Annotated in this window: 5 protein-coding genes; 1 reads left to right on the plus strand and 4 read right to left on the minus strand. The window is 58.0% G+C overall.

The features are described 5' to 3' along the window. Positions 1–1549: excinuclease ABC subunit UvrA (gene uvrA / locus AC1DVH_RS26545; RefSeq protein WP_477756293.1), on the plus strand; the 1549-nt coding region annotated here is incomplete at its 5' end. A gap of 179 nt (positions 1550–1728) precedes the next feature. Here the strand turns inward: uvrA and bfr are convergent. From bfr to AC1DVH_RS26565, 4 genes are all read right to left on the minus strand, one after another. Continuing rightward, a complete protein-coding gene (bfr, locus tag AC1DVH_RS26550; protein WP_008053867.1) occupies positions 1729–2193 on the minus strand; it encodes a bacterioferritin in 465 nt (154 codons plus the stop codon). Between the two features lie 149 nt (positions 2194–2342). Then, on the minus strand, positions 2343–3797 hold the full coding sequence (locus tag AC1DVH_RS26555) for a catalase (protein ID WP_477756294.1): 1455 nt from the start codon (positions 3795–3797) through the stop codon (positions 2343–2345). Between the two features lie 238 nt (positions 3798–4035). After that, complete coding sequence (gene rplQ, locus AC1DVH_RS26560; RefSeq protein ID WP_046041617.1) at positions 4036–4422, minus strand: 50S ribosomal protein L17; 387 nt, start codon at positions 4420–4422, stop codon at positions 4036–4038. Positions 4423–4464: 42 nt separating this feature from the next. After that, positions 4465–4544: hypothetical protein (locus AC1DVH_RS26565; RefSeq protein WP_477756295.1), on the minus strand; the 80-nt coding region annotated here is incomplete at its 5' end.

A 4544-nucleotide genomic window follows, 5' to 3' on the forward strand; every position in this document is an offset into this window, starting at 1 on the left:
GGTAACCAACCTGCCGATCGGCGATGCGTCCGATTATTTTGGCGGGCTCAAGCTCACCGGCCGGCGTGGCGAAATTGCCGACAAGATCCTCAAGGAAATCCGCGAACGCCTGCAGTTCCTGGTCAACGTCGGCCTCGACTATCTGTCGCTGGATCGCAGCGCGGACACCTTGTCCGGTGGCGAGGCCCAGCGTATTCGTCTGGCCAGCCAGATTGGCGCCGGCCTGGTGGGCGTTCTGTACATCCTTGACGAACCCTCCATCGGCCTCCATCAGCGCGACAACGACCGGTTGCTGGGCACCCTCAAGCACCTGCGCGATATCGGTAACACGGTGATCGTGGTCGAGCACGACGAAGACGCGATTCGTCTGGCCGACTACGTGGTGGACATCGGCCCGGGCGCTGGCGTCCACGGCGGGCATATCGTCGCCGAAGGCACACCGGCCGAGGTCATGGCGCATCCGGACTCACTGACGGGCAAATACCTGTCGGGCCGGGTGAAGATCGAAGTCCCGGCCAAACGCACACCGCGCAACAAGAAGCTGACGCTGGCGCTCAAGGGCGCGCGCGGCAACAACCTGCGCAATGTCGACCTGGAGATTCCGATCGGCCTGCTGACCTGTGTCACCGGCGTGTCCGGCTCCGGCAAGTCGACGCTGATCAACAACACCCTGTTCCCGCTGAGCGCCACGGCGCTGAATGGCGCCACTACCCTCGAAGCGGCCGTCCACGACAGCATCAAGGGCCTGGAGCACCTGGACAAGGTCGTCGATATCGACCAGAGCCCTATCGGTCGCACACCGCGCTCCAACCCGGCGACCTACACCGGGCTGTTTACACCGATCCGCGAGTTGTTCGCTGGCGTACCGGAGTCCCGCTCCCGGGGCTATGGGCCGGGGCGCTTCTCCTTCAACGTCAAGGGCGGCCGCTGCGAGGCATGTCAAGGCGACGGCCTGATCAAGGTCGAGATGCACTTCCTGCCGGACATCTATGTGCCGTGCGACGTGTGCAAGAGCAAGCGCTACAACCGCGAGACCCTGGAGATCAAGTACAAGGGCAAGAGCATCCACGAAACCCTCGAGATGACCATCGAGGAAGCACGGGAGTTCTTCGATGCCGTACCGGCCCTGGCGCGCAAGCTGCAAACGTTGATGGACGTCGGTCTGTCGTACATCAAGCTGGGGCAATCGGCTACCACGCTGTCCGGCGGTGAAGCCCAACGGGTGAAGCTGTCCCGCGAGCTGTCCAAGCGTGATACCGGCAAGACCCTGTACATCCTCGATGAACCGACCACCGGGCTGCATTTCGCGGATATCCAGCAACTGCTGGACGTGCTGCATCGCCTGCGCGACCACGGCAACACCGTGGTGGTGATCGAACACAACCTGGACGTGATCAAGACCGCTGACTGGCTGGTGGACCTGGGTCCGGAGGGTGGTTCCAAGGGCGGGCAGATCATTGCCGTCGGCACGCCGGAGGAAGTGTCAGAGATGAAGCAATCCCATACCGGTTACTACCTCAAGCCGCTGTTGGAGCGTGACAGGGCTTAACCGGGCCCCATGAAAAAGCCCCTGTCACTTCATCAGTGACAGGGGCTTTTTTGTATCTGTAGGAGCGAGCTTGCTCCGGGCGGCGTTCCGACGAAGGTCGTAAACGATAACGCAGCGCCTTCAGATTTTTCGCGAGCAAGCTCGCTCCTACAAAAGACGTTGGGGCTTCCCCTATGCAATCAGGTGTGGGATTGCAGGTAGTTCTCAAGCCCGATCAACTTGATCAGACCCAACTGCTTCTCGAGCCAGTAGGTGTGATCTTCTTCGGTGTCATGCAATTGAACCCGCAGCATTTCGCGGCTGACATAGTCCTTGTGCTGCTCGCAGAGCTTGATGCCCTTGCACAGCGCAGCACGGACCTTGTATTCCAGGCGCAAATCCGCTTCGAGCATCTCGGTCACCGTGGTGCCGACATCGAGATCGTCCGGACGCATGCGCGGCGTGCCTTCGAGCATCAGAATCCGGCGCATCAGGGCATCAGCGTGCCCTGCTTCCTCTTCCATCTCGTGATTGATTCGTTCGTAGAGCTTGGTGAAACCCCAGTCCTCATACATCCGCGAGTGGACGAAATATTGATCACGCGCGGCCAGTTCGCCGGTCAGCAACGTGTTGAGGTAATCGATCACATCTGGGTGGCCTTGCATCGCCCTACATCTCCCTGCTTGAAAGTTGTAGTTTGAACCAACATGCCCTTATCGTCACTCGCAAGACGCAATAAAAGCGAAGATATCCTGAGAAAAGCGGCTGAAATAACGCAAAAAACCGCCCAATCAAGGGCGGTTCTGCTTCTCATTTAGACTTCGTTAAGCTGTACGTTGAGCAGCTTTGCGATTGCTTCTCCATACGCCGGGTCAGCCTTGTAGAAGTGCTGCAACTGACGGTCAACCACATCACTCGACACACCCGCCATCGCACCGGCGATGTTGCTGACCAGCAGCGATTTCTGCTCTTCAGTCATCAAGCGGAACAACGCGCCGGCATGACTGTAGTAATCAGTGTCTTCACGGTGGTCGTAACGATCAGCGGCGCCACTGAGGGCCAACGCCGGCTCTGCATAACGAGGCGCCTGCTTCGGCGACTCGACGTAGCTGTTCGGCTCGTAGTTCGGCGTCGAGCCGCCATTGCTGCCAAAAGCCATCGAACCATCGCGCTGGTAAGTGTTGACCGGACTGCGCGCAGCGTTGACGGGCAACTGCTGGTGATTGGTGCCGACACGGTAGCGATGAGCGTCCGCGTAGGCGAAGACCCGACCTTGCAGCATACGATCCGGCGACAGACCAACGCCTGGAACCATATTGCTGGGACCGAACGCCGCTTGCTCGACTTCCGCGAAGTAGTTCTGCGGATTGCGATTGAGCTCAAGTTCTCCGACTTCAATCAGTGGAAACTCTTTCTGCGACCAGGTTTTGGTGACATCAAACGGGTTCTCATAGTGCGCCGCCGCCTGAGCCTCGCTCATGATCTGAATGCACACGCGCCATTTCGGGAAATCACCGCGCTCGATGGCACTGAACAAGTCACGCTGGGCGTAATCCGGATCAGTACCCGCTAAGCGCGCTGCTTCAGCCGGAGCGAGGTTCTTGATCCCTTGCTTGGTCTTGTAGTGCCACTTCACCCAGTGACGCTCACCTTGAGCGTTGATGAGGCTGTAAGTGTGGCTTCCAAAGCCGTGCATGTGKCGGTATCCGTCAGGGATACCCCGGTCGGAGAACAGGATGGTGACCTGGTGCAGCGCCTCGGGCGAATGCGACCAGAAGTCCCACATCATCTGGGCACTTTTCAGGTTGCTTTGCGGCAAACGCTTCTGGGTGTGGATAAAGTCCGGAAACTTCAGTGGATCGCGAATGAAGAACACGGGGGTGTTGTTGCCAACGATGTCCCAGTTGCCTTCCTCGGTGTAAAACTTCAAGGCAAAGCCGCGCGGATCACGCTCGGTATCGGCCGAACCACGCTCACCGCCCACAGTGGAAAACCGCAGGAAAGTCGGGGTTTGCTTCCCGATTGCCTCAAACAGCTTCGCGCTGGTGTATTGAGTAATATCACGCGTCACAGTGAACGTACCGTAAGCACCCGAGCCTTTGGCGTGTACACGGCGCTCAGGGATGTTTTCACGGTTGAAGTGGGCAAGCTTCTCGATCAGGTGAAAGTCGTCGAGCAGCAGCGGGCCGCGAGGGCCGGCGGAGCGGGAATTCTGGTTATCGGCAACAGGAGCGCCACTGGCGGTGGTAAGCGTTGTGTTTTGGCTCATGCGATCTTCCTTCCTCTGTCGGTCTTGAACTGCCGGCTAATCGGCTGAGAAGGAGTATTGATCATCAATATGACACCTACAAATTCATTAACTTGCAGACATCGATAGAAAAATACTAATGATCATCCCCGTCACATGATGACGACACAGACGAAGGAAACGCTTGTACAAAAGGCGCGTTTCTTACAGGCACAAAAAACCGGGCACTAGGCCCGGTTCTTTGTTTCAGACTGACGTCTTACTCGGCAGATACAGCTTCGCCAGCAGTAGCACGATCAACCAACTCGACGTACGCCATAGGCGCGTTGTCGCCAGCGCGGAAACCGCACTTGAGGATGCGCAGGTAGCCACCCTCACGGGTAGCGTAACGCTTGCCCAGGTCGTTGAAGAGCTTACCAACGATAGCTTTCGAACGAGTACGGTCGAAAGCCAGACGGCGGTTAGCAACGCTATCTATCTTGGCCAAAGTGATCAGCGGCTCGGCAACGCGGCGCAGTTCTTTAGCTTTTGGCAGAGTAGTTTTGATCAGCTCGTGCTCGAACAGCGACACCGCCATGTTTTGGAACATGGCCTTGCGGTGCGAGCTGGTGCGGCTCAGGTGACGACCACTTTTACGATGACGCATGGTTCATTCCTTACCAAACACTACGTTCGGTGATTACGACGATCAGGCAGTCGCCTTGTCGTCCTTCTTAAGACTTGCAGGCGGCCAGTTGTCGAGGCGCATGCCGAGGGACAGACCGCGGG

The sequence above is a fragment of the Pseudomonas sp. P4_C3 genome (genome assembly GCF_056402075.1).